The organism is Ruegeria sp. B10 (assembly GCF_056539825.1).
Genome location: NZ_JBQFVP010000009.1, coordinates 1 through 23,600 on the forward strand (window position 1 = coordinate 1; position 23,600 = coordinate 23,600).

At 57.3% G+C, this 23,600-nt stretch carries 19 protein-coding genes; 13 read left to right on the forward strand and 6 right to left on the reverse strand.

Annotation, left to right across the window (positions count from 1 at the left end; translation table 11 throughout):
- Window positions 1-355 (reverse strand): sulfatase-like hydrolase/transferase (locus tag ACR0J4_RS13480; protein ID WP_480668699.1); only part of this gene is annotated, 355 nt, incomplete at its 3' end.
- Between the two features lie 417 nt (window positions 356-772).
- On the opposite strand from ACR0J4_RS13480, the gene ACR0J4_RS13485 reads away from it, so the two are divergent.
- Both ACR0J4_RS13485 and ACR0J4_RS13490 read left to right on the forward strand, forming a co-directional pair.
- Window positions 773-2,719 carry a DUF3604 domain-containing protein gene (locus ACR0J4_RS13485; RefSeq protein ID WP_480668700.1) on the forward strand — a complete coding sequence of 649 codons (1,947 nt, stop codon included), beginning with the start codon at window positions 773-775 and terminating at the stop codon, window positions 2,717-2,719.
- Between the two features lie 543 nt (window positions 2,720-3,262).
- Entirely contained in the window at window positions 3,263-4,105 is an 843-nt protein-coding gene (locus ACR0J4_RS13490) for a bifunctional allantoicase/(S)-ureidoglycine aminohydrolase (RefSeq protein ID WP_170643364.1), read from the forward strand.
- 7 nt (window positions 4,106-4,112) lie between these two features.
- Here the strand turns inward: ACR0J4_RS13490 and bhcR are convergent, their stop codons facing one another.
- Entirely contained in the window at window positions 4,113-4,949 is an 837-nt protein-coding gene (gene bhcR / locus ACR0J4_RS13495) for an HTH-type transcriptional regulator BhcR (protein WP_170643363.1), read from the reverse strand.
- 167 nt (window positions 4,950-5,116) lie between these two features.
- Between bhcR and bhcA the strand changes: the two genes are divergently transcribed.
- From bhcA to bhcD, 4 genes are all read left to right on the forward strand, one after another.
- Window positions 5,117-6,307: an L-aspartate--glyoxylate aminotransferase BhcA gene (gene bhcA, locus ACR0J4_RS13500; RefSeq protein ID WP_170549605.1), complete on the forward strand. Its 1,191-nt coding sequence runs from the start codon at window positions 5,117-5,119 to the stop codon at window positions 6,305-6,307.
- Window positions 6,307-7,275, forward strand: coding sequence for a beta-hydroxyaspartate dehydratase BhcB (gene bhcB / locus ACR0J4_RS13505; protein ID WP_170747388.1), 969 nt, complete (start codon window positions 6,307-6,309; stop codon window positions 7,273-7,275). Before bhcA ends, bhcB begins: the two co-directional genes overlap by 1 nt.
- Before the next feature lie 42 nt (window positions 7,276-7,317).
- Entirely contained in the window at window positions 7,318-8,481 is a 1,164-nt protein-coding gene (bhcC, locus tag ACR0J4_RS13510) for a 3-hydroxy-D-aspartate aldolase BhcC (RefSeq protein WP_170549599.1), read from the forward strand.
- A 109-nt stretch (window positions 8,482-8,590) separates the two neighbouring features.
- Entirely contained in the window at window positions 8,591-9,556 is a 966-nt protein-coding gene (bhcD, locus tag ACR0J4_RS13515; protein ID WP_170549597.1) for an iminosuccinate reductase BhcD, read from the forward strand.
- A gap of 199 nt (window positions 9,557-9,755) precedes the next feature.
- On the opposite strand, the gene ACR0J4_RS13520 is transcribed toward bhcD, so the two are convergent.
- Window positions 9,756-10,241, reverse strand: coding sequence for an ureidoglycolate lyase (locus ACR0J4_RS13520; protein ID WP_170549594.1), 486 nt, complete (start codon window positions 10,239-10,241; stop codon window positions 9,756-9,758).
- Window positions 10,238-11,650, reverse strand: a complete 1,413-nt coding sequence (puuE, locus tag ACR0J4_RS13525) for an allantoinase PuuE (protein WP_170549591.1) — start codon at window positions 11,648-11,650, stop codon at window positions 10,238-10,240. Before puuE ends, ACR0J4_RS13520 begins: the two co-directional genes overlap by 4 nt.
- Window positions 11,651-11,796: 146 nt before the next feature.
- On the opposite strand from puuE, the gene uraH reads away from it, so the two are divergent.
- Window positions 11,797-12,150 (forward strand): hydroxyisourate hydrolase, encoded by a 354-nt coding sequence (gene uraH / locus ACR0J4_RS13530; RefSeq protein WP_170378283.1) that lies wholly within the window; start codon window positions 11,797-11,799, stop codon window positions 12,148-12,150.
- 12 nt (window positions 12,151-12,162) lie between these two features.
- Here the strand turns inward: uraH and ACR0J4_RS13535 are convergent, their stop codons facing one another.
- On the reverse strand, window positions 12,163-13,077 hold the full coding sequence (locus ACR0J4_RS13535; RefSeq protein ID WP_170549587.1) for a LysR family transcriptional regulator: 915 nt from the start codon (window positions 13,075-13,077) through the stop codon (window positions 12,163-12,165).
- A gap of 101 nt (window positions 13,078-13,178) precedes the next feature.
- Here ACR0J4_RS13535 and ACR0J4_RS13540 point away from each other — a divergent pair, with 101 nt between their 5' ends.
- Entirely contained in the window at window positions 13,179-14,411 is a 1,233-nt protein-coding gene (locus ACR0J4_RS13540; protein WP_170643361.1) for a urate hydroxylase PuuD, read from the forward strand.
- Between the two features lie 41 nt (window positions 14,412-14,452).
- Here ACR0J4_RS13540 and ACR0J4_RS13545 read toward each other — a convergent pair whose 3' ends face one another.
- Window positions 14,453-15,355 carry a LysR family transcriptional regulator gene (locus tag ACR0J4_RS13545; RefSeq protein ID WP_170643360.1) on the reverse strand — a complete coding sequence of 301 codons (903 nt, stop codon included), beginning with the start codon at window positions 15,353-15,355 and terminating at the stop codon, window positions 14,453-14,455.
- 154 nt (window positions 15,356-15,509) lie between these two features.
- On the opposite strand from ACR0J4_RS13545, the gene xdhA reads away from it, so the two are divergent.
- The 5 genes from xdhA (at window position 15,510) to guaD (ending at window position 23,227) form a co-directional block, all read left to right on the forward strand.
- Complete coding sequence (gene xdhA / locus ACR0J4_RS13550) at window positions 15,510-16,973, forward strand: xanthine dehydrogenase small subunit (protein ID WP_170643359.1); 1,464 nt, start codon at window positions 15,510-15,512, stop codon at window positions 16,971-16,973.
- Window positions 16,974-16,988: 15 nt separating this feature from the next.
- A complete protein-coding gene (gene xdhB, locus ACR0J4_RS13555; RefSeq protein ID WP_170747381.1) occupies window positions 16,989-19,307 on the forward strand; it encodes a xanthine dehydrogenase molybdopterin binding subunit in 2,319 nt (772 codons plus the stop codon).
- A 3-nt stretch (window positions 19,308-19,310) separates the two neighbouring features.
- Entirely contained in the window at window positions 19,311-20,189 is an 879-nt protein-coding gene (gene xdhC, locus ACR0J4_RS13560; protein WP_170549575.1) for a xanthine dehydrogenase accessory protein XdhC, read from the forward strand.
- 43 nt (window positions 20,190-20,232) lie between these two features.
- Entirely contained in the window at window positions 20,233-21,834 is a 1,602-nt protein-coding gene (locus ACR0J4_RS13565; RefSeq protein ID WP_170643357.1) for a permease family protein, read from the forward strand.
- A gap of 64 nt (window positions 21,835-21,898) precedes the next feature.
- On the forward strand, window positions 21,899-23,227 hold the full coding sequence (gene guaD, locus ACR0J4_RS13570) for a guanine deaminase (RefSeq protein WP_170643356.1): 1,329 nt from the start codon (window positions 21,899-21,901) through the stop codon (window positions 23,225-23,227).
- The last annotated feature ends 373 nt before the right edge of the window (window positions 23,228-23,600 follow it).

Consider the following 23,600-nt stretch of genomic DNA (forward strand, 5'->3'; position numbering starts at 1 on the left):
CAGGCTCTTCCATGTTGGCTTCAGCAAATCCCGGAAGCGTGCGCCAGACTGTAACGTCCGTGGTTTCAACACCGTAAAACTCGTCGAATCCTTGATTCGTTGGATAGCGTCCTTCGGTCCATCCAAGGTGCCACTTGCCGTACATGGCTGTGTTGTAGCCTACCACCTTCAGCATCTCGGCCATTGTGATTTCCCACAGAGTCAGACCGTAAACGCCGCCTCCCAGTGGGACTGTATGGTTTCCGCTCCGAATGCCATATCGTCCTGTCATGGTCGCTGCGCGGGACGGCGTGCACTGACTTTCCACGTTGAAGTTCGTGTGTCGTAATCCTTCCGCAGCGAGAGCGTCCATCATGGGGGTCGCCGCGACACGGATTATGCCGTCTCCATGAGCCTAGGTTCGCACCAGCAAAAATTATCTAGAAATATGAATATGATGTTGGGCTTATCTTGAGCTGAAACGACCGAGGCAAATAAAAAGGGATAAGGACATTAGGAATGTTCGCGACAACCTCTTTGCGGCAACGCCTCCGATCAAGGTCTCGGTTTCAAGACTGGCGAGCCAAGTCACCAGTCGTCAAGAACGTCCACTCGCAGGGGTGCTTTTCACTGCGTCCGAGCGTCAAAGTTTTAGGCGAAGCTGCGGCCCGGGACTAGTCGAACCTCACCCGGGATCTCTTAAGCTCACATAAGAAAAACCTTTGTTTTCCTTGACGAACAGTCGGCTCAGATGTTGCCATAGACTAGAATTCAGCTCGGCTGGGAGGTTCAAATGAAGATTTTTCTTAAGACATCGACAGCAATAGTTTCCGCAGCGTTCATAGCAAACTCTTCAAATGCTCAAGACGCTGCACAAGGCGGGCAAGTTGGAGAGATGACCATATCAGTTGATGATATGCGTGAACCAGCGCCTACTGATTTTTCGCCGTATGCAGGTCGAGATTTTCCGACACGCCCGCTTTGGGGTGACACTCACCTGCACACGTCAAACTCGCTCGATGCGCGCGGATTTGGCGTCATCCTGAGCCCAGACGATGCCTATAGGTTTGCACGTGGTGAGGAGGTCACCACATCGCATGGCCTCCGTGTGAAGCTGTCGCGTCCCCTCGACTGGCTTGTCGTATCTGATCATTCAGATGCCATGGGTGCCATGAATGAGATCGTGGCGGGGAACTCTACACTGATGCGTGACCCAACGCTGCGAGACTGGAACGAACGCCTCAACGCCGGCGGGGACGTCGCTCTGGGTGCAACCATGGAAGTTATTGAAACCTTTGCTGGCATCACCGGAGATGCTCTGCCCGAGGCTGTTTCAGATCGCAGGTTTGTACAATCCATATGGGATGAGTTCACGCAAACTGCGGATCATCACAACGCCCCTGGCACATTTACCGCATTCATTGGATACGAATGGACGTCCACCGAAGCTGGCAACAACCTGCACCGCAATGTGATCTACCGGGATGATGCCATTCGCGCGCGGCAAATGCTGCCTTTTACAACCGCTGAAACCTTTAATCCGGAACGGTTGTGGGACTGGATGGAAACATATGAACAAGAGACTGGTGGTCGTGTACTGGCCCTTGCTCATAACGGCAACGTCTCTAACGGCCTGATGTTTCCGGTCGAGACAAACCCTGAAACGGGTGAGCCTTTGACAGAAGATTATGCAGAGCGGCGTGCCAAGTGGGAGCCGATGTATGAGATCACCCAAATCAAAGGTGACGGAGAAACGCATCCGTTTTTAAGCCCAAACGATGAGTTCGCGGACTATGAAACTTGGGATAAATCCAACCTCGGCCCAACGCCCAAAGAGGATTGGATGCTTCAGTACGAGTATGCCCGAGAGGCTCTGAAGAACGGACTGAAGCTTGAGGCTCAACTAGGCACCAATCCATACAAATTCGGAGTGGTAGGTTCGACAGACAGCCATACTGCTTTGGCAACGGCGGAAGAAGACAACTTCTTTGGCAAACACTCTGGCGTCGAACCGGAGCCCGGTCGTTGGCAGCACGTCGTTGGTGAGTTCGATACGACAAGAATTCTTGGATGGGAAATGGCAGCGTCTGGTTACGCCGCAGTCTGGGCAGAAGATAACAAACGCGAAGCAATATTCGACGCAATGGAACGGAAGGAAGTCTATGGGACGACCGGCAGTCGCATTGCAGTTCGCTTCTTTGGTGGCTGGGACTTTACCGATGCTGATGCAAGGTCTCGTTTGCCCGCCGAAATAGGATATGAAAAAGGCGTTCCGATGGGAGGGGACCTCGCAGATGCAACAGAAGGCGCGGACGCCCCAACATTCCTGGTTGCTGCGCTGAAAGATCCATTTTCCGGCAATCTCGACCGAGTTCAGATTGTGAAAGGTTGGTTAAATGCCGATGGCGAAACTGAAGAGCGGGTCTATGACGTGGCGTGGTCGGGAGACCGAAAACTTGATGCGGACGGCAAGCTGCCAGCGGTCGGGAACACCGTGGATGTTGCAACGGGCACGTTTACCAATTCGATCGGTTCTCCAGAGCTGATCAGCGTTTGGACGGATCCTGAGTTCGATCCTTTAGTTAGCGCTTTCTACTATGCCCGTGTCCTAGAGATTCCCACTCCGAGGTGGACAATTTACGACGCCGTTCGGTTTGGAGACGAGGTGCCTGCCGAGGTGCCTACGTCAACGCAGGAACGTGCTTACACTTCGCCAATTTGGTATACTCCCAAAGGCTGAAATGTAACTCGTCCTTATGTTGGTGTCGTAAAAACCCGGCTGTTCCTGTCGCCGCAACATCGGGCTAGTCGGATTGTGCGAACGTCCACCTAGGGCTTCGAGCAGACATCGAAACACTCCAGTCGAGGGACTGCTTTGTGTCGGTACTGGCCACTACCGATTCAACGGATCAACTCCTGCAGTGTCCTAAAATCCTCGCTGCTTTCGGGTTCACCTCAAGGGCGATGACAGGCACGCAAAGAAAATCACTATGTTGACCGGTCAGTGATGACGCGCGGCGCATCAGTATGCTGTGTAAGAGAATAGCTTTTTGAGACTATGTACAAGCCGAATGGCTCGTGAATCCCAACGCAAATTTGTGTGACGCTGCCTCTTGCGGATCAAATAGGGAAATCGTCTGACGCTGATTGAAACCTCAAAATCCCCAAACAATTATCATGATTATCAAATTTTTGCAGAGAGAGCTGTCGCCTCCTTACGGCTGGTTCGATCCTCAGAACCGGAGCATACGTAAACGCGTACGGCTTTTCTTCAGGAGCACACATGAGCAAGCAATACTACGCACCCCATGGCGGACACCCCGGACAAGACCAGCTGTTGACGGACCGCGCCGTGTTTACGGATGCTTATGCCGTGATCCCCAAGGGCACCATGCGGGACATCGTGACGAGCTTTCTGCCGTTCTGGGACGATACGCGCCTATGGGTGATTTCGCGCCCACTGACAGGATTTGCCGAGACCTTCTCGCAATATATCGTGGAGGTGCAGCCGGGCGGAGGCTCGGACCGGCCCGAAACCGACCCCGAGGCCCAAGGCGTTCTGTTCGTAGTCGAAGGCACCGCAACGCTGATCGCTGCAGGTACGCGCCATGAGCTGACCCCCGGCGGCTATGCCTATCTGCCGCCCGGATGCGATTGGACCCTGCGTAACCACTCCGATGACACCTTGCGGTTCCATTGGATTCGCAAAGCCTATGAGGCCGTTGAGGGGTTGGGCACTCCAGATGTCCTTGTGCTGAATGAAAACGATATCGCGCCGACTCCAATGCCTGGCACAGATGGCAAATGGGCGACAACGCGATTTGTCGACCCGAATGACCTGCGCCACGACATGCATGTCACCGTGGTGACATTCGAACCCGGTGTGGTCATCCCTTTCCTCGAAACCCATGTCATGGAACACGGCCTCTATGTGCTTGAGGGTAAGGCGGTGTACCGGTTGAACAATGACTGGGTCGAGGTCGAGGCCGGAGACTACATGTGGCTGCGCGCATTTTGCCCACAAGCCTGCTACGCCGGTGGTCCGGGCAAGTTCCGGTATCTGCTTTATAAGGACGTGAACCGACACATGCCTCTGCGCCTTGGATCCGCTGCCAATCGGCGATAGAGGCCTCTCAGTTCACGCTTCCTCCGATGGCCTGAGTCAACGCTTGGCCCGCCTCGATCACGGGGCGGCTGAGCTTTTCGATCCCGTCCTTGCGCACCCGGCTGGTTGGTCCTGAGACGGAAATCCCCGCAACCGCTTCACCGTTCACGTCGAACACCGGCGCAGCGATACAGCGCATGCCCTCGTTCTTTTCTTCATTGTCGATCGAAAAGCCCCGCGCGCGGATAGAAGTCAGGTCCTGCTTCAGACTTTCTACAGTCGTGATCGATCGGTCCGTGAACGCATGCAACTGGACCGAGGCCAGCAACCTTTCCAACCGGTCCTCATCCATATGCGCTAGTAGGATCTTCCCGATCCCCGATGCGTGCATTGGCGACAATGTCCCGGGCGGAAAGAATGCCCGAATGCTGGCATGTGTTTCCACCTGGCTTAGAAACAAGACCGATCCTTCTTTCTGAATGCCTAAATTGGCGGTCTCACCCGTCGCTTCCATCAGCTTGCGCATCACCGGTCTTGCCCGATCCACAAGGCTGGTGCGCCGTAGAAATCGCGATCCTATGACAAAGGCGCGGGGGCCGATATGCCAGATCTGCTCGACGGGATCGAACTCTACCAGGCCTCTGCCCTCTAGCGTGACAAGGATGCGATAGACCGTGGCCGGGGACTGCTGCATTTCATCGGACAACATCGTCAGCGACTTGCCTTGCGCCTCGCTCAGATACTCGAAAACCTCCATCGCTCGGTCGAGGGATTTGATCGTGTTCTGAGCCGTTTTGTCATCCCACCCCCGCGGCCTTCCCCTGGCTTTTCGAAGGGAGCCAGCGCCATTTTTTTGAGAAACCATAAGAACCTTCGGATTTTTCGAAATTTTAATTCATCATATGAAAAACATAAGATACTGACAACTATAATTTAAATCTCGATTATTATTTTTTGAAAATCGTTTTCAAAAAAATTTAAAATCAAGAAGCTTGGCCTTAGGATGTCCCCAACGACGGAAGGAGACCATCCATGAGCTTTCAAAATCCCGTTTTCATTCCAGGCCCGACCAATATCCCTGAAAGCCTGCGCAAGGCTTGTGACATGCCCACGATCGACCACCGGTCACCGCTGTTTGGGCAAATTCTGCACCCTGCCCGCGCAGGTGTTCGGAAAGTTCTGAAAAGCGACAGCGCCGAGGTGTTCATCTTCCCCTCGACCGGGACGGGCGGCTGGGAAACAGCTTTGACCAACACCCTATCTGCCGGAGACAAGGTTCTGGCCGCGCGCAACGGTATGTTCAGCCATCGCTGGATCGACATGTGCCAACGCCATGGGTTGAACGTCGAGATCGTCGAAACCCCGTGGGGCCAAGGCCTGCCTGCCGACCGCTACGAAGAGATCCTGACCGCCGATACGAACCACGAGATCAAAGCTGTTCTTGCCACACACAACGAAACGGCGACTGGCGTAAAGTCGGACATCGCTGCCGTGCGCAAGGCGCTGAACGCGGCAGGGCATCCTGCATTGCTGTTCGTTGATGGTGTTTCGTCCATCGCGTCGATGGATTTCCGCTTTGATGAATGGGGCGTCGATGTGGCCGTCACCGGATCGCAAAAAGGGTTCATGCTGCCTGCTGGTCTCGCGATCGTCGGCTTTAGCCAAAAGGCGATGGAAGCCTCCAAAACCGGCACCCTGCCCCGCACCTTCTTTGACGTCCATGACATGGCCAAGGGCTACGCAAACAGCGCCTATCCCTACACGCCTGCCGTCGGCTTGATGAATGGCCTAAACCAGGCCTGCGACATGTTGCTGAAGGAAGGGTTGGAGAACGTCTTTGCCCGCCATACCCGCATTGCCGAAGGGGTGCGTGCCGCTGTAGGCGCATGGGGGCTGGACCTTTGTGCCGCGAACCCTGCGGTCTATTCCGACACGGTCAGCGCGATCCGCACGCCGGATGGTTTCAACGCGACCGATATCGTCACCCATGCCGCCGAGAAATACGGTGTCGCCTTTGGCGTCGGCCTCGGAGAAGTCGCTGGCAAGGTCTTCCGGATCGGACATCTGGGCAGCCTGACCGATGTTATGGCCTTGTCGGGGATCGCGACGGCCGAAATGTGCATGGTCGACCTGGGCCTCAACATCCAACTGGGTTCGGGCGTGGCGGCGGCCCAGGAATACTATCGTGGCCATCCAGCCGCCGTTCAAAAGGACGCTGCATGATGAAGGACCTCTCCATGTATATCCCGACCTATGAGGACATGCTCGAAGCGCATACCCGGATTGAGCCTTACATCCGCCGGACCTCGGTTCGGACCTCGGACTACCTGAACGAATTGACGGGCGCCCAGCTGTTCTTCAAATGCGAGAACTTTCAGGAACCGGGTGCCTTCAAGGTGCGCGGCGCCACCAACGCAGTGTTCGGCCTTGACGAGGATCAGGCGCAAAAAGGGGTTGCCACCCATTCCTCGGGCAACCACGCGTCGTGCCTGTCCTACGCCGCATCGAGGCGCGGTATTCCATGCAACGTGGTGATGCCGCGCACGGCGCCTCAGGCCAAGAAAGACACGGTGCGTCGCTACGGAGGAAAAATCACCGAGTGTGAGCCTTCAACCACCTCTCGCGAGGCGACCTTCGCCCAAGTTCAGGCGGCCACGGGGGGGGATTTTGTCCACCCCTACAACGACCCGCGAGTGATCGCCGGACAGGGGACCTGCTCGCGCGAATTCATCGAACAGACCGATGGTTTGGACGCGGTGGTTGCCCCCATCGGCGGCGGCGGCATGGTGTCTGGCACGTGCCTGACCTTGTCCACCCTTGCGCCCGAAACCGCAATCATTGCGGCGGAGCCTGAACAGGCCGACGACGCCTATCGCAGTTTCAAGGCGGGCCACATCATCGCCGATGACGCGCCAAAAACCATTGCTGACGGCCTGTTGGTGCCCCTGAAAGACCTGACATGGCACTTCGTTTCGAACCACGTTTCCGAGATCTACACGGCCTCGGAACAAGAAATCATCGACGCGATGAAGCTGACGTGGAAACACCTTCGGATCGTGATGGAGCCGTCCTCGGCCGTGCCTCTGGCCACAATCCTCAAGAACCCCGACGCGTTTAAAGGCAAGCGGGTCGGCCTGATCATCACCGGTGGCAATGTCGATCTGGACAAGCTGCCCTGGCTGAACACCTGACCCAGTCGCAACAGACATCAATCCCGACACAGGAATACGGACATGAAAGATATGACCAATCTCGACTCATTCGAAGTAGGCTATGACATTCCGGCCAAGCCCGGAATGGATGAAGCAGATATCCAGACCCCCAGCCTCGTGCTGGATCTCGATGCACTTGAACGCAACATCAAGAAGATGGGTGACTATGCCAAGGCCCACGGTATGCGCCACCGCGTCCACGGCAAAATGCACAAATCCGTCGATGTCGCGAAACTTCAGGAACGCCTCGGCGGAGCCGTGGGCGTGTGCTGTCAGAAGGTCTCAGAGGCTGAAGTTTTCGTGCGTGGCGGGATCAAGGACGTGTTGGTCTCGAACCAGGTACGCGACCCCGCCAAGATCGACCGCCTGGCCAGCCTGCCAAAACTCGGCAGCCGCATCATCGTATGTGTCGACGATATTGACAATGTCGCAGACCTTTCCGGTGCAGCGGTCGATCACGGCACTCAGCTTGAGGTCTTCGTCGAGATCGACTGCGGCGCGGGACGGTGCGGGGTGACCACAACACCTCAGGTGATCGAAATTGCCAAAGCCGTCGAGGCGGCCGACAATCTCAAATTCACCGGCATTCAGGCCTATCAGGGCGCGATGCAGCATCTCGACAGCTACGAGGCGCGCAAGGAAAAGCTGGATACCGCAATTGCGATGGTCAAAGACGCCGTTGACGGCCTGAAAGCCGCAGGAATCGATTGCGAGCTGGTTTCCGGCGGCGGTACCGGCTCTTACTATTTCGAATCCAACTCGGGCGTATATAATGAGCTTCAATGCGGGTCCTACGCCTTCATGGATGCCGACTACGGCCGCATTTTGGACAAGGACGGCAACCGTATCGACCGGGGTGAGTGGGAGAACGCTCTGTTCATCCTGACCAGCGTCATGAGCCACGCCAAAGCCGACAAGGCGATCGTCGATGCAGGCCTCAAAGCGCAATCGGTAGACAGCGGCTTACCCGTCGTGTTTGGGCGCGACGACGTTGAGTACATTAAATGCTCGGACGAGCATGGCGTTGTGATGGATACGGATGGTGTTCTCAAGGTCAACGACAAGCTCAAGCTGGTGCCCGGTCACTGCGACCCAACGGCCAATGTACATGATTGGTATGTCGGCGTGCGCAACGGCAAGGTTGAGGCCGTCTGGCCCGTATCTGCCCGTGGTCGCGCCTACTAAGGCCAAACAATCTAAGAAATCTGGCTCGACAGCAGCCTGATCCTCGCCCGTGTGCCTCCTCTCCCTTCGGGGAATCGCGCGGGCGAACGAATTCCAAGTGGAGACTGACATGTTGATCGTACCCGAGCGCGAGATCGCCGGATTGATGACCCGCCAAGCGGCCTTTGATGCCGTTGAGAGCGTCTTTGCGGCAATGGCCGCGGGCGATGCCTATAACTTCCCTGTCGTGCGTGAGGCTATCGGCCACGAAGACGCTCTGTATGGCTTCAAGGGTGGTTTTGACCGCGCCGGCCTGACTTTGGGCCTGAAGGCCGGTGGCTACTGGCCAAACAATCTTGAGAAACGCGGGTTGATCAACCACCAATCCACGGTTTTCCTGTTCGATCCCGACACCGGCAAACCCTCAGCGATGGTGGGCGGCAACCTGCTGACGGCGCTGCGCACAGCGGCGGCCTCGTCAGTGTCAATCAAACATCTGGCCCGCGCAGATGCCAAGGTGATCGGCATGATAGGGGCGGGCCATCAGGCCGCCTTTCAACTGCGCGCCGCGCTGGAACAGCGTAGCTTTGAAAAGGTCATTGGCTGGAACTACCACCCGGAAATGCTGCCCAATATCGAGAAAGTCGCTGTTGAGGCAGGTGTCCCATTTGAGGCGGTCGAACTTGACGGGATGACCGAAGCGGATGTGATCATCTCGATCACTTCGGCTTTTGCGCCGTCGTTGATGGCGCACCATGTCAGCCCCGGAACGCATGTTGCTTGCATGGGAACAGACACCAAAGGCAAGCAAGAGGTCGAATCCGCCCTGCTGGCCAAAGCGAGTGTCTTCACAGACGAGGTTGCGCAATCCATCACCATTGGCGAGGCACAGCACGCCGTCGCAGAAGGTCTGATCAGCCAAAGCGACGTCGCTCAGCTTGGCGCGGTCATCAATGGAACGCATGAGGGCCGCTCGGCCGATGATCAGATCACATTGTTTGACGGCACGGGCGTTGGTCTGCAGGATCTTGCGGTGGCCGCAGCGGTGGTCGACCTTGCCGTAGTAAAAGGGATCGCGATCGAGGTCGATTTCTGACTCCAAAGCAAACGCTGAAACTTGGTTCCGAGTGACAAGTCGTTCCTCGGTGTGCAACGGACACGCTGGCTGACGGCCCGGGGTAAGCGCCCCGGCCAATGTCATTCCACCCGGAAGATGTTGATAGGCGTTGAATTTTCGCTGGATTTCCAGCCTCATGCGCAGGGAAGTTGCGATACCCTGCGCATCTTAACGCGGTTTATTCGACGATAAGGTACGGGAACTCGAACCAATGCTCCTGTAGGTTGGGTCCAGTTCCAATTCTATCCACGACCGCAAAAAGGCCCGGATCATGGAGCGGGGTCAGTACCCCGTGCCAAGTGTTGCGGTGGTAGTTCACCCCCTGCCCCGGCGCAGTTATGAACGCAATCGGGTGGCCGGGTTTTCCGTCTTCATCGGGGGCCACAACCACAACGAACGGCTTATCCGACAATGGCAGAAACGCCTGACTGCCTTCAGGGTGACGTTCCACCATATCCAGCCTGGTCGGCAGGCTGAAAGCCTCGGACTGGAACACGCTGATCCCCGCACGGCCGTCGTGGAAATCCAACTCCGCGCGGTCATGATAGCGGGCGCATTTGCCCTGATTGATGTACTTGTCCACCTCACCCGCCGCTTGGATCACATCTCCAAACGGCGCAAAGGCATCGGAGGTCAGGGGCTGCAGCTTCAAATCGATGGTCATTCCGAGAACTTCTCGATCAAGCGCAACTCGGCGATCCGTTCGACCTGACGGCAGGCTTCGTCGAACTCGGTGTCCCGATCACTGTCAATGCGACGGTGAAAGGCCTCCAGGATGCTGGCCTTCGTGTTGTCCTTGACGGCGATGATGAAAGGAAAGCCGAATTTGGCCGTGTAGGCCTCATTCAACGCGGTAAAGGTTTCGCGTTCTTCATCCGTCAGCATATCTAGACCGGCCCCAGCCTGTTCCGCCGTGCTTTCCTTGGTCAGCCGCCCGGCGGCGGCAAGCTTGCCCGCCAGATCCGGGTGCGCCGTCAGGACACCAAGGCGTTGCTCGGTCGTGGAGGTGCGGAAAACACGCGCAAGCGCGTTATGGACGCCAGCCGCATTGTCATGGGTCAGTCCCAGTTCAAGGTCAAACGCGCCTTCGGCAATCCATGGGCTGTGTTCGAACACGCCGCCAAATTCCGACACGAAGGTGGGCTGGTCCATTTCGGACGGGGTGAGGCGTTGCATCGGCGGGTATTCCTTTGCCCAGTGATCGGCAATCTGTTCACGTGTCGCGAACCAGACACCATCATGTTGTCTGAAATAGTCCAACGCGCGTTTCAGCGCCATGGCGCGACCCGGACGGCCGATCAAGCGGCAGTGCAACCCGATCGAGAGCATTTTCGGCGTACCCGCAGTGCCCTCGGCATAGAGCATGTCAAAACTGTCTTTCAGATAGCTTTCGAATTGCTCTCCATTTGTATACCCGGCCTGAATCGCAAACCGCATGTCATTGCAATCCATCGTATAGGGCACAATCAACTGATCCTTGCCCCCTGCCTTGATCCAATAGGGCAGATCATCGGCGTAGCTGTCCGCGATATAGGCAAAGTCGCCCTCTTTGGCGGCAAGATCGATCGTATTCATCGAGCACCGACCAGTATACCAACCGCGCGGAGGCTGGCCGGTGACTTCCGTGTGCAGTCGGATCGCCTCGCGGATTTGGGCACGCTCATCTTGCGGGTCCATATCCTTGTGTTCGATCCATTTCAGCCCGTGGCTTGCGATCTCCCAGCCTGCATGCTTCATCGCCGCAATCTGCGCCGGGGCACGCGCCAAAGCGGTCGCCACGCCATAAACAGTCACAGGCAGATCCTGCAAAAGGTGGTGAACACGCCAGAACCCGGCACGACTACCGTATTCGTAAATCGATTCCATGTTCCAGTGCCGCTGCCCTGGCCAAGGGGCCGCACCGGTGATCTCGGACAGAAATGCCTCGGAAGCAGCGTCACCGTGCAAGATGTTGTTTTCGCCACCTTCTTCATAGTTCAATACGATCTGAATCGCGATCCGGGCCCCATTGGGCCAGTTGGCTTTGGGCATTTGACTGCCATAGCCGGTCATATCTCGTGGATAAGGCTTCACATCTGTTTCCTTCTTCTTGAGTTCCTCAATACTCCGGATAATCAAAGAAATTTTTCAAAAAATACGAAAAGCAGCTTCGGATACTCTGGCTTTGCCCTCGGACGAGAAAACAGACTAAGGAATGAGCAACTTTAGGAGTGGCGCAAATGACCGGTTACCTTACCACACATGTCCTGGATACTGCGCGGGGATGTCCCGCCGAAGGACTGAAAATCGAGCTGTACCGCATCAATGGCACAGACCGCACCTTGCTGAAAGCACTGGTGACAAATGACGACGGCAGAACCGACGAACAGATTCTGCCGCAATCCGAGTTTTCAACGGGCGAATACGAGCTGATTTTCTATGCTGGCGCGTACCTTGATGCCTCAGGCACCCCGCCCGAAGATCCTCGATTCCTGGATGTGATACCGATCCGGTTCGGGATGTCCGAGCAGTCTCACTATCATGTGCCTCTGCTTCTTTCCCCTTTTGGATACTCTACCTACCGCGGCAGCTGAGGCCTTGTCGCTCTAGTTGTTCGCAGCAGCGATCGAGGATCCGATACGCTCTATGATAAACTCCATGAACAGACGCGTTTTGGGGTCTTGCATGCGGCGGTGCGTAAACAGGCACGCCATCTGAATGGGTTCTGGTGGCGTTTCTGTTGCGACCGGAACTAGATTTCCGGCCTTAAGGTGCTGTGCGATCTCAAAGATCGGCTTCAGCGCGATCCCGTGACCCGCAAGCGCCCAATCCGTCAACACATCACCATCGTCTGATTCATAGCGGCCAGAAACGCGAAATCGCTTTGGCCCCGTTTGAGTTCTGAGAAGCCATTGAAACTCGGTCGCGCCCGGAAAGCGCAGGTTGAGGCATTCGTGATTGTCGGCGATCAAATCGTCTCCACTTGCCGGCATTCCGCGTTTTTTGATGTATTTTGGGGATGCGCACAGCACTCTTTCAACATCGGCGATCTTGCGAATGCGCAAGTTGCTGTCCTCGGGCTGCCCAAGAAAGAACGCAAGATCCAGACCTTCTGTTGTCAGGTCGACTTTTCGATCTGTCAGCCTCAGCCTGACATTGACCTCGGGGTACTCGGCCAGAAACTTTGGCACCTGCGGCGCGATCAGTCTGCGACCGACACCCAGCGGCGCAGCCACGTAGAGAGATCCTTTCAGATTCTCGGTAATATTGACGATCTGAGCCTCGGCATTTTCAACGGCCTCAAGTATTTCAGCGGCCCCCCGATAAAACGATTGCCCCTGTTCCGTCGGCGTCAGGCTGCGCGTCGTGCGTTGAAACAGCCGCACGCCCAGATGCTCCTCCAATTGCGATATCCGCGCCGAGGTGACAGCCGGAGAAACCCTCAGATCACGGCCAGCGGCGGACATGCTGCCCAACTCGTAGACTCGGACAAAGGTTCTGATGTTATCTAGATAAGACATTTTTTTGCATTTTTTGATACTGCTTGGTCTTTGCTAGCAATACCAGAACAAAGCAGTCTCGCATAGAGTGAGCGGAAGCAAAGAATCTTAGGAGCAAACCCATGTATGATCTGGCCGTGATGTGGGAGTGGATTGCCTTTTCCGTCCGCTGGCTGCACGTGATCACAGCGATGGCGTGGATTGGGGCATCTTTCTACTTTATCGCGCTTGACCTGATGCTTAAGCCAAACCCTGCGCTGCCAGATGGGGCCTATGGCGAAGAATGGGAGGTCCATGGCGGCGGGTTTTACCACACCGTAAAATACCTCGTGGCGCCCGCCCGGATGCCCGAGCATCTGACTTGGCACAAATGGCAAAGCTACACGACATGGCTGTCCGGCGCCGCGCTTCTGATGATCATCTACTGGGTCGGAGGAGAGCTGTTCCTGCTGGACCCGACCAAGGTCGATCTGGCGCTGTGGCAGGGAATTCTGATCTCGGGCGGGTCGCTGACCATTGGTTGGTTGCTCTATGACCAGATGTGCAAATCCAAGCTGAGCGATCATCCCACCATTCTGATGCTGTTGTTGTTCGTGATCCTGGTGATCATGTCCTGGGGCTACAACCAGATATTCACCGGACGGGCCGCGCTGCTGCATCTTGGGGCGTTTACCGCAACGATCATGACGGCCAATGTGTTCTTTCAGATCATGCCGAACCAGCGCATCGTGGTCGCAGACCTCAAGGCGGGTCGAACCCCTGACGCCAAGTACGGCAAGATTGCCAAGGTACGCTCGACTCATAATAACTATCTAACACTGCCGGTCGTGTTCCTGATGCTGTCGAACCACTACCCGCTGGCCTTCGGCACTGAATATTCATGGATCATTGCAAGCCTCATCTTTCTGACCGGCGTCACCATTCGCCACTATTTCAACACCATGCATGCGACCGGAACAGGCCCTCATTGGACCTGGGCAGTAACGGTCCTTCTGATGATCGCGATTGCATGGCTGTCCTCGGTCCGGTCCGGCGAAACATGGGAAGAAGCCGAAGCGCGCGAACTGACACCCTATGAACAGAAATTCGCCTCGGCCGAGGGGTTCGAGGCGGCCTATGACATGGTTCTGGGCAACTGCTCCATGTGTCATGCGCGCGAGCCGGTTTATGGCACAATGAAATGGGCACCCAAGAAAGTGTATCTTGAAACGCCCGGCGATGTCGCTCGTCAGGCTGATCAAATCTATCTGCAGGCCGGGATCAGCCATGCTATGCCGCCGCCAGCCGCGGTTCAAATGGATGACGAAGCCCGTCAGACAATCATCGCATGGGTGCGAGAAGTCAGAGGCCAGTAGATCCCGACGTGTAGCAGGTGATACAGGCCCCGCCTGCTGCTTTATCCAAAGAACCTTTTGCTGTTTTTCGCGATGTGTTCGACGAACAGGCGGACTTTGGGATCCTGAAGTTTTTTATGCGGATAGAGGCAGCCGAAGATGGTCGGCAATGGCGGTGTCGCGGGTAGAACCTCAACCAACTGGCCTGACGCGAGATACTCTTTCACATCAAAGCGCGGTTTGTTGACGATCCCCTTGCCCGCCAAGGCCCAGTCCGTCAGGACATCGCCGTCATCCGCATCATACTTGCCCCGAACCTCAAGCTTGCGCGGACCCATATCGGTATTCAGGGTCCAGAAATACTCGGGCGATCTGGGGTAGCGCAGCAGCAGGCAATTGTGCTGAGAGTGCAATAGGTCATCCGGCGTTTTAGGCACACCAAAGTTTGACAGATATTCGGGCGAGGCACATAGCAGCCGGTCGCAATCCGCGAATTTCCGCAGTTTCATCGTGGAATCGCCCGGCTCTCCGATAAAGAACGCAATATCCAGACCGTCGGCCATCATGTCCACTTTGCGGTCGGACAGGCGCATGCGGATCTCGGTCTCTGGATAACGCTCCGAGAAATCCGGCACCAGCGGCGCAACGATTCTGCGCCCAACCCCCAGCGGCGCTGTGATGCGGATTGCGCCTCGAGGGGCGTCCGAAAAACTGGCGACGCGCGCCTCGGCGTGGTCCAACGCCAGCAAAACGGCCTTGGCCTCATCATAGAAAACCTCGCCGACCTCTGTTGCCGTCATCGAGCGGGTCGTTCTGTTGAACAGGCGCACGCCCAGATGGTTCTCCAGCTCTTTCAGACGTTTGCTGGCCACCGCGGGTGTCAGCCGCAGGTCACGGCCGCCGGACGTGATGCTGCCAAGCTCCATCACCCTAACGAAGACCCGCAAGCTTTCGATGTATGACATTCATTCCTCCGACTGCGGGAAGACTGCGACGGTGGGATTTATTTTTCAACGTTTTGTTGAAAGTATTTGTCATTTCCGACGATTTTAAGACTCAATCTCTGACTCTATGGTCCTGCGGCGACCCACCCGAAGGCAGGTGTAGAGGGAGATTAGCATGACGCCGCGCACTGACATCCGATTTGTCCTAAATGGCAAGGATGTATCCGTTCCAGACCTATCAGCCGACCAGACTCTTCTGGATTTTCTACGTCTCGAACGACGACTGACCGGCACCAAGGAAGGCTGCGCCGAAGGCGATTGCGGCGCATGTACCGTATTTGTCGGGCGGCTTGGGCGGACAGGACTTGCCTATGCTCCGGTGAACGCGTGCATTCGGTTCCTCGCCTCTTTAGACGGCTGCCATGTCGTGACGGTTGAGCATCTGTCCGGCCACGAAGGTCGCCTGCATCCGGTACAGCAAGCTATGGTGGACCATCACGGCAGTCAGTGCGGGTTCTGCACGCCGGGCTTCGTGATGGCGCTCTATGCGCTGTGGATGCAAACGCCTGAGCCAACAGAGGCGCAGGTCGAAACCGCTTTGCAGGGCAATTTGTGCCGTTGCACCGGGTATGAGCCGATCATTCGGGCGGCCGTTGCAGTCAGTCGCTATGGCACCCCAGCCTCGGACTACTTGAACACCGAACGCGAGGCCATGACCGCGCGTCTGGCAGCGCTGAAAGACGGGCGGCGCGTTGTCACGGGGCCGAAGGACAATCTGAGCATCCTTCCCTCCAGCGTGGATGACTTGGCCGAGTGCCTGCAGACCTATCCGGAGGCCACCATTGTCGCGGGCGCAACGGATGTGGGCCTTTGGGTCACGAAATTCCTGCGCAAAATCGGACCGGCGATCTTTACCGGGCATCTCGAAGACTTGAAAACAGTTGAAAAACAGGGCCAACACCTGCTGATCGGTGCAGGTGCCAGCTACACCGATTGCCAAGACTTGCTCTCCGAGCATCTACCGCACCTGGCCTCATACTGGGATCGTATTGCCGGGTGGCAGGTGCGCAATATGGGCACAGTGGGTGGCAACATCGCCAACGGCTCTCCCATCGGGGACACGCCGCCCGTCTTGATCGCGCTTGGAGCGGAAATCACGCTGCGCCGTGGGCCGGATGTCCGGACAATGCCCCTTGGAGCCTTTTTCATTGACTACGGCAAACAGGATCGCCAACCGGACGAATTTGTCGAAAGCATCCGCGTTCCCCTTCCCCAGCCAAAAGACCTGAACGCCGCCTACAAGATCTCGAAGCGCCGGGATGAGGATATCTCCTCGGTCGCGGCAGGAATTCATATCTCGGTTGAAGATGGCATCATCCGCGACGCCCGCATCGCTATGGGTGGCATGGCCGCGACGCCAAAACGCGCATCTGCTGCCGAGGTCGCTCTGAACGGTCAGCCCTGGTCGCGGGAAAGTTTCGAAGCTGCGGCAACGGCGTTGGCTCAGGATTTCTCGCCCCTGACCGACTGGCGAGCCTCGTCCGACTATCGGATTCTGATTGCCCAGAACCTGCTGCGTCGGTTCTTCCTTGAGCACGATGCCCAGACAGACACCCCCGTTCAACTGGCCTGCGCGTAACAAGGAGACGACACAATGAAAGACACCGTTTCCATCGTTGGAGCCGCCCACACCGACGTCAACCACGACAGCGCGATCAAGCATGTTACCGGAGGGGCCGACTACACCGACGATATCGCCCTGCCCCAAGGCGCGCTGCACGCCTATCTTGGCGTGTCCGGAGTGGCCCATGCCAAACTGTTGGGCATCGATTTTGCGAAGGTTCTGGCGACACCCGGCGTTGTTGGGGTTCTGACGGCAGATGACGTGCCCGGGATCAATGATATAAGCCCGACGCATCTGAACGACGAGCCGGTTTTCCCAACCGATACCATTCAGTTTCACGGCCAGCCTCTGTTTGCCGTCATTGCCGAAACTCGCGACATCGCACGCCGTGCCGCCGAGCTGGCAGACATAGAATACGAACCCCTGCCCCATGCGCTAGATCCGATTGAGGCCAAAAACGCAGGCTACCCGCATGTCACCGCCCCCCTCAAGCTAGAGCGCGGAGATGTTGCCCCGGCTCAGGCGGCGGCCCCCAACCGGATTAAGGGCCGGATGCGCGTGGGCGGTCAGGATCACATGTATCTTGAAGGTCACATCGCCTTTGCCATTCCGGGCGAGGATGATGATGTGGTTTTGCATTGCTCGACCCAGCATCCGTCTGAGGCGCAGAATATGGTGGCCCATGTGCTTGGCGTGCCGTCCAATGCCGTTGTGGTCAATGTCCGCCGCATGGGTGGTGGCTTTGGCGGCAAGGAAAGCCAGATGAACCTGTTCTGCGTTGTGGCCGCCATGGCCGCGAAGAAGTGGAACAGGGCCGTCAAGATCAGACCCGACCGGGATCAGGACATGACGGCGACGGGAAAACGCCATGACTTTGTGATCGACTATGACGTGGCCTTTGACGCTGCGGGACGCATTCAGGCTGTTGAAAGCAACTTTGCCGCGCGCTGCGGGTTCTCGGCTGATCTGTCGGGGCCGGTGACCGACCGGGCGCTGTTTCATGCAGACAATGCTTATTTTTATCCGAATGTGCGCCTTAACAGCCACCCGATGAAAACCAACACGGTCTCAAACACCGCATTCCGCGGATTTGGCGGACCGCAGGGGGTGATCGCGGCGGAAAGGATGATCGAGGAAATTGCCTATGCCACGGGTCAGGACCCTCTGGATGTGCGCAAGGTCAATTTCTATGGAATCGAAGACCGGAACGTGACGCCTTATCATCAGGTGGTCAAAGACAGCATTCTGGACCGGCTGGTCGGAGAGTTGGAGGAGACCTCAGACTACCGCCAGCGCCGTCAGGACATTATCGCTTTCAACCAATCCTCCCCGATCCTGAAAAAGGGGATCGCGCTGACGCCGGTGAAATTCGGCATCTCGTTCACGGCGACGTGGTACAATCAGGCCGGTGCACTGGTGCATGTCTACAAAGACGGTTCGATCCATCTTAACCACGGCGGCACCGAAATGGGGCAAGGCCTCAACACCAAGGTCGCGCAGGTGGTGGCTGAGGCCTTTCAGGTTGATTTCAGCCGGATCAAGATCACCAAAACGACGACCGAGAAGGTCCCGAACACATCCGCCACTGCAGCCTCCAGCGGCACCGATCTGAACGGAATGGCCGCGTTGAATGCGGTCGAGCAGATCAAGGAACGGCTGGTGAAATTCGCCTCGGAAACATGGGATGTGAGCCCCGAGCAGGTGATCTTTCTCACCAATCATGTCCATATCGGCGAAGATGTTCTGCCCTTCGATGCCTTCATAAAAAAGGCCTATCTGGCGCGTGTGCAGCTGTCGGCAGCCGGGTTCTACAAAACCCCCAAAATCCACTGGGATCGTGACAAGGGACAAGGCCGTCCGTTCTACTACTACGCCTATGGGGCATCCTGTTCGGAAGTGACCATAGATACCCTGACCGGAGAATACCGGGTCGACCGCACGGATGTTCTGCACGATGTCGGACGCTCACTGAATCCCGTTCTCGATAAGGGTCAGGTTGAGGGGGCTTTTGTTCAGGGTATGGGCTGGCTGACCACCGAAGAGCTTTGGTGGGATGATGCCGGTCGCCTGCGCACGCATGCTCCGTCGACATACAAGATCCCGCTGGCCTCGGATCGCCCGCGTGTCTTCAATGTCAAACTCGCCGATTGGTCGGAAAACCGAGAGTTGACGATCAAACACTCTAAAGCCGTGGGCGAGCCGCCCTTCATGCTGGGTATTTCGGTCTTCGAGGCCCTGTCGATGGCTGTGGCATCCGTCACCGACTACCGGGAATGTCCTCGACTGGACGCCCCAGCCACACCCGAGCGTGTCCTCATGGCCGTTGCTCGCCTTCAAAACGGTTCCTAAGCGATGCCCGCCGAGCAGTCCCTGAAGACGTTTCTGTCCGAACAAAGCAGCGTGATCCGTATCGCGCTGACGCGTGTGCGCGGGTCTTCGCCCCGCAACGAAGGGACCGAAATGTTCGTGGCGCCAAATGCGCTTTGGGGGACGATCGGCGGTGGGCAGCTTGAGTTCATGGCTATCAACGCCGCGCGGGATATGCTGCGGGACGGGTCGCTACAGCGGGATATGGATGTACCGCTCGGACCCGAAATTGGCCAATGCTGCGGGGGACGGGTCGAGCTGCAACTGACCCGCATGCGGTCCTCGGACAAAGGGGCTGCAACCGACCGGGCGACGCGACGCGACGATGCCTTGCCACATGTCTACGTGATGGGAGCTGGTCATGTGGGGCGCGCGCTTGCGGATCTTTTTCAGCACTTGCCTGTGCGCTGCATTCTCGTTGACACACGGGCCGAGGAAATCGACCTCTGCAATGCGGATGTTGAAACCCGGCTGAGTGCAATCCCCGAAGCCGAAATCTTCGGCGCGCCTGCCGGCAGCGCCTTTATCGTCCTGACCCATGATCACGGGCTGGATTTCCTGCTGACCACCGCCGCGCTTGAACGTCAGGATGCGGCCTATGTCGGGATGATCGGATCCGCGACCAAGCGGATCAAGCTGAGGAATTGGGCACACAAACAGTGTGACGGACAATCCATCGAACATTTGAGATGCCCCATCGGGGCAAGCGGTAGCCGCGACAAGCGGCCCAGCGTCATAGCCGCCTTCGTGGTGGCTGAGGTGATGGCTGAACTGACCTCTGAAACTGCCGCGACCGCCCCAACCGGGGCAACCAAGGCGCCCCTTGCGGGCCAACATCACGACCGGAGAGGGAGATCCGCCTGACATCCACCAGGCAATTCCGGTCCTATCAGAGGAGGAGACCGTCATGGACGGGAGGACCTACGAATACAAGCTGTTTACCCGCAGCGACTTCAGCGCTTTCTGGGCGCTTTTTACGGATAACCTAGTGAACCTGCTGATCCTTTCCGGGGTCTGTCAGTTCGTGTTCCAGATGCCAGCCGAGATCGTCTTTGGCCGCATCGTGCCTGGTGCCGCTATAGCAATCCTAGCCGGTGTCGGAGTTTATACGTTTCTCGCCAAATGGGCGGCCACCAGGAAGGGCGAAGATGTCACCGCCCTGCCCTACGGCATCTCGACCCCGGTCATGTTCGTCTATCTTTTCGGCGTGATCGGACCCATTTACTGGGCCACCAACGACCCGATGCTGGCCTGGCAGGTCGGTATCGGCGCGGGTTTCATGGGAGGGATCGTTGCAGCCCTTGGGGCGTTTGTGGGTCCTTACCTCAAGCGGATTACACCGCGCGCCGGGATGCTTGGCACGCTGTGTGGCATTGCGCTGGTCTTTATCGGCTCAGTCCCGTTGGCCGAGGTGTTTGAGAACCCAATCATCGGTTTTACCTCATTGCTGTTCATCCTTTGGGGTCTGATCGGGCGGTTCCGCCTGCCGGGCAACGTGCCTGCCGGTCTGGTCGCGATTGCGGCGGGCACGGTGATTGCCATCATCCTTGGTGAATCGAAAATCGACACAAGCGGCATCGGCTTCTACCCACCAATCCCCTATTTCGGTGACCTCATCGTCGGTGTTCAGTACCTGTTCGCCAACCCTGAGCTGTTTCTGGTGCTAATCCCGGTCCAGATCTACAACTTCATCGAAACCATGAACAACGTGGAATCCGCCGAGGCCGCGGGCGATCACTACCCCGTCGGGCTGTGCCAGGTAACGGATGGCGCGGGCACGATGCTGGGCGCGCTGTTTGGCTCTCCATTCCCGACGACCGTTTATATCGGTCATCCGGCCTACAAGCGGCTTGATGCACATGCGGGCTATATCGTGGGGGTGGCCGTCGTGATCGCGGCTGCCGCTTTCCTTGGTTTCCTATCCTTCCTCGCGGGCCTGATCCCGATTGCGGCTGCGGCGCCTGTTCTGGTCTTTGTCTCGGTCAGCCTGATCACCAACACGGCCTGGGCCGTGAAGCCAATGCATATGGCTGCGGTATCTTTCGCGATCCTGCCCCATATCTCGGCCTTTCTGATGGTCAAATGGGGTTCGCTGATGAACGCACTTCGCAGTAGCGGCGTCGAAGGCCTGCCTGCGCTGGGTGACGAAGGCCTGACGGCCGCGCTGTTGATGGAGGGTGCCCATTACGAAGGACATCTGGCGCTAAGCCAGGGTGCGATCATCACCGGTCTGATCTGGGGGGCCATTGTGGCCGACGTGATTGACGGCCGGTTCCGCATGGCAGGGGCGTTTGCCGTCGCCGGCGGGCTGATGTCGGCGGTAGGGATCATCCACTCTTATACGCTGCAGATGCCGCAATTCGACGGGATTACCATCGGCTATCTGATCGTCGGTGGGTTCCTCTACCTCTACCCGATGCTCGCCCCGAAAGAGGATCTTGAGCATCGCGTGATCGTCCCAGATGAGCCCGATCTGATCGACGACGATACACCTGCACAACAGGCCTGAACCATGGCGGGGCAGCCTCAGGGCTGCCCCTCTGCCCGTTTTCCCACGACATACGAGACATTCCATGACACAGAGATTGCTGCGCGGTCGTCTGCTGACCTTTCATCGCGAACCTCAAAATGGCGACGATATCGGCGCCTATACCTATCTTGAGGACGGCGCGCTGCTGATCCGGGACGGGATCATTCAGGACACCGGCCCATTCTCGGCCATCAGCGCAAAGGCCGGAGACGTGCCTGTGACAGACCATCGCCCTCATCTGATTATGGCGGGCTTTATCGACACCCACATTCACTTCCCCCAAGTGCAGGTGATCGCCTCGTGGGGCGCACAGCTCTTGGACTGGCTCAACACCTACACGTTCCCAGAAGAAACCCGCTTTGCCTCGGACGGGCACAGCGCGACCATGGCGCGGGCGTTCTATGATCAGCTGATTGCGCATGGCACCACGACGGCGGTTGCCTATTGCTCGGTCCACAAAACCTCGGCTGACGCGTTCTTTACCGAGGCGACCAGACGCAACATGCGCATGCTTGGCGGAAAGGTCCTGATGGACCGCAACGCGCCCGAGGCGCTGCAGGATACGCCCCAATCCGGATATGACGACACCAAAGCTCTGATCACCGACTGGCATGGCAAGGGACGCAACGGCTATGTCATCACGCCCCGGTTTGCAATCACCTCAACCCCGGACCAGATGGCCATGGCCCAGGCGCTGGCGCAAGAGCATCCCGACTGCCACATCCAGACACACCTATCGGAAAACAAGGACGAGATTGCCTTTACCAAAAAACTCTATCCGCAGGCGCGGGACTATCTGGATGTCTACCAGTCCTACGGTTTGCTGGGACGGAGAACCCTGCTGGGACACTCCATCCATCTTGAGCCGCGCGAGATCGACGCGCTGGCCGAAACCGGCGCGCATCCCGTGTTCTGCCCGACCTCGAACCTGTTTCTAGGCAGCGGCCTGTTTGATCATGCCGGGCTGAGCGCGCGCGGAATCGCCAATGGGATCGCAACGGATGTTGGTGCTGGCACCAGCTATTCAATGCTGCAAACCCTGAACGAAGGTTACAAAGTCCTGCAATTGCAAGGGACAGCCCTGCACCCTTTGCAAGCATTCCATTGGGCAACCCTCGGCAATGCCTGCGTTCTGGGCCTCGAAGACAAAATCGGCACGCTCGCCCCGGGAAGTGAAGCGGATGTCGTCGTTCTGAACGCACGCAGCACCCCGGCCATGGCTCTTCGCATGGACCGCGTGGACAGCCTGGCGCAAGAGCTTTTCGTTCTGCAGATGATGGGAGACGACCGCGCGATCGAGAAAGTCTACGTGTCGGGGACACCCAGCAAAGTTGCAGGGCCGCAACCTGAACGAGCCAAAGTCTCTGTCTAGCGGCACCTGTAACGCGGGCCCATTTCCATCCCGCGACGGTCTTTGATTGAAAGCCCGGATCAGTTGACTTGCTCGATCCGGGCTAGACCCTTCAAAACCGCGCGGCCAAGTTCCTGATCGCACAAGGCAAAAAGCGCGGGATGCCTCGGGTACCCAATAAATCCTTCTGGTGCAATGAAAAATCGATCTGTATCCCGTCATTCCACAAATTGAGTAACAAGGCAGGTGACGGCATCATCTGCTGCGACATGGCGGCAAATACCAGTGTGTTAGGTTAGGAGGCGGGTCTGCAAAGAGATTTGATCTTCTAGCAGCCACCACTTCCAATCCTTCAACTTGCGATGTGGGGTTCCGACTTGTTTGCTTGGCTTCT

Coding starts and splice junctions, on each gene's coding strand:
- ACR0J4_RS13535 (WP_170549587.1), bottom strand. CDS start 13,077: ATGTCTTATCTAGATAACATCAGAACCTTTGTCCGAGTCTACGAGTTG.
- ACR0J4_RS13490 (WP_170643364.1), top strand. CDS start 3,263: ATGAGCAAGCAATACTACGCACCCCATGGCGGACACCCCGGACAAGAC.
- ACR0J4_RS13565 (WP_170643357.1), top strand. CDS start 20,233: ATGGACGGGAGGACCTACGAATACAAGCTGTTTACCCGCAGCGACTTC.
- bhcB (WP_170747388.1), top strand. CDS start 6,307: ATGAAGGACCTCTCCATGTATATCCCGACCTATGAGGACATGCTCGAA.
- bhcC (WP_170549599.1), top strand. CDS start 7,318: ATGAAAGATATGACCAATCTCGACTCATTCGAAGTAGGCTATGACATT.
- xdhA (WP_170643359.1), top strand. CDS start 15,510: ATGACGCCGCGCACTGACATCCGATTTGTCCTAAATGGCAAGGATGTA.
- xdhC (WP_170549575.1), top strand. CDS start 19,311: ATGCCCGCCGAGCAGTCCCTGAAGACGTTTCTGTCCGAACAAAGCAGC.
- bhcA (WP_170549605.1), top strand. CDS start 5,117: ATGAGCTTTCAAAATCCCGTTTTCATTCCAGGCCCGACCAATATCCCT.
- ACR0J4_RS13520 (WP_170549594.1), bottom strand. CDS start 10,241: ATGACCATCGATTTGAAGCTGCAGCCCCTGACCTCCGATGCCTTTGCG.
- guaD (WP_170643356.1), top strand. CDS start 21,899: ATGACACAGAGATTGCTGCGCGGTCGTCTGCTGACCTTTCATCGCGAA.
- ACR0J4_RS13485 (WP_480668700.1), top strand. CDS start 773: ATGAAGATTTTTCTTAAGACATCGACAGCAATAGTTTCCGCAGCGTTC.
- ACR0J4_RS13545 (WP_170643360.1), bottom strand. CDS start 15,355: ATGTCATACATCGAAAGCTTGCGGGTCTTCGTTAGGGTGATGGAGCTT.
- bhcD (WP_170549597.1), top strand. CDS start 8,591: ATGTTGATCGTACCCGAGCGCGAGATCGCCGGATTGATGACCCGCCAA.
- uraH (WP_170378283.1), top strand. CDS start 11,797: ATGACCGGTTACCTTACCACACATGTCCTGGATACTGCGCGGGGATGT.
- bhcR (WP_170643363.1), bottom strand. CDS start 4,949: ATGGTTTCTCAAAAAAATGGCGCTGGCTCCCTTCGAAAAGCCAGGGGA.
- ACR0J4_RS13540 (WP_170643361.1), top strand. CDS start 13,179: ATGTATGATCTGGCCGTGATGTGGGAGTGGATTGCCTTTTCCGTCCGC.
- xdhB (WP_170747381.1), top strand. CDS start 16,989: ATGAAAGACACCGTTTCCATCGTTGGAGCCGCCCACACCGACGTCAAC.